Genomic DNA, 1,163 nt, shown 5'->3' with positions numbered 1-1,163 from the left:
CGAAATCGCCGGTCACGACTTAGCGAAAGCCTTCCCCTTCGTTGCGCATGACCTGATGCGCCGCCATCCTCGACCGATTTCGGGAGAGGAAGATGGCGGCGCCGCGAGTAGCCATGCGAAACATCAAAGAATGTCTGCGCCTCAAGTTTGAGGCCGGCTTGTCCCACGAGAAGATTGCCCGTGCCTTGCAGCTGTCCAAGGGCGTGGTTAGCAAGTACATCGCGGCGGCGCGGGTGGCCGGGCTGGACTGGCCGGCGCTGGTGGCCATGGACGAGGCCGCGCTGGCGGCCGCCTTGTTTGCACCGACGTCGACGAACAAGCCGCGCGGTGAGCGAGTGCTGCCCGATGTGCTGAGCATCCACCGCGAGTTGCGACGCAAGGGCGTGACCTTGCAGCTGCTGTGGGAGGAATATCTCGCCGCGCATGCGGGCCAGCCGACCTACCGCTACACCCAGTTCGTCGAGCACTACCGGCGCTACGCCCAGACGCTCAAACGTTCGATGCGTCAGCTGCACCGTGCGGGCGAGAAGCTATTCATCGACTATGCCGGGCCGACGCTGCCGGTGGTCGACCCGGCCACCGGCGAAGTGCGCCGGGCGCACATCTTCGTCGCCGCCCTGGGCGCCTCGAATTACACCTATGCCTGCGCGACGCCAGGCGAAACCCAGGTGGACTGGCTGACCTCGCTGGGCCAGGCTCTGACCTACTTTGGCGGCGTGCCGGAAATGGTTGTGCCGGACAATCCGCGCGCCCTGGTCGCCCAGCCGGATCGCTACGAGCCGGGCCTGAACCGGGCCACGCTGGAGTGCGCGCGTCATTACCAGACGGTGATCCTGCCGGCACGGCCACGCAAGCCTCAGGACAAGGCCAAGGCCGAGGTGGCGGTGCAGGTGGTCGAGCGCTGGATCATGGCGCGGCTGCGCCATCGGCAGTTCTTCAGCCTGCATGCGCTTAACCAGGCCATCGCCGAGCTGCTGGAGGATCTGAATCGGCGCCCGTTCAAGCGGCTCGATGGCTGCCGGCGCGACTGGTTCGAGCGTCTGGATCGCCCGGCCTTGCGAGCGCTGCCGGTGCATCCCTACGAGGTCGCCACCTTCAAGCGCTGCAAGGTCAGCATCGACTACCACATCGAGGTCAATGGCAGCTTCTACAGCGTGCCCTCC

At 66.0% G+C, this 1,163-nt stretch carries 1 protein-coding gene; it reads left to right on the top strand.

All coding sequences use genetic code 11. The features are described 5' to 3' along the window. Nucleotides 1-92: 92 nt before the first annotated feature. On the top strand, nt 93-1,163 hold a 1,071-nt coding region (istA, locus tag N799_RS14035; protein WP_036213975.1), incomplete at its 3' end, for an IS21 family transposase.

The sequence above is a fragment of the Lysobacter arseniciresistens ZS79 genome, assembly GCF_000768335.1.
GTDB lineage: Bacteria > Pseudomonadota > Gammaproteobacteria > Xanthomonadales > Xanthomonadaceae > Novilysobacter > Novilysobacter arseniciresistens.
The sequence above is the reverse complement of the archived record's forward strand: the minus strand, read 5'-3'. Positions and strand labels throughout refer to the sequence as shown.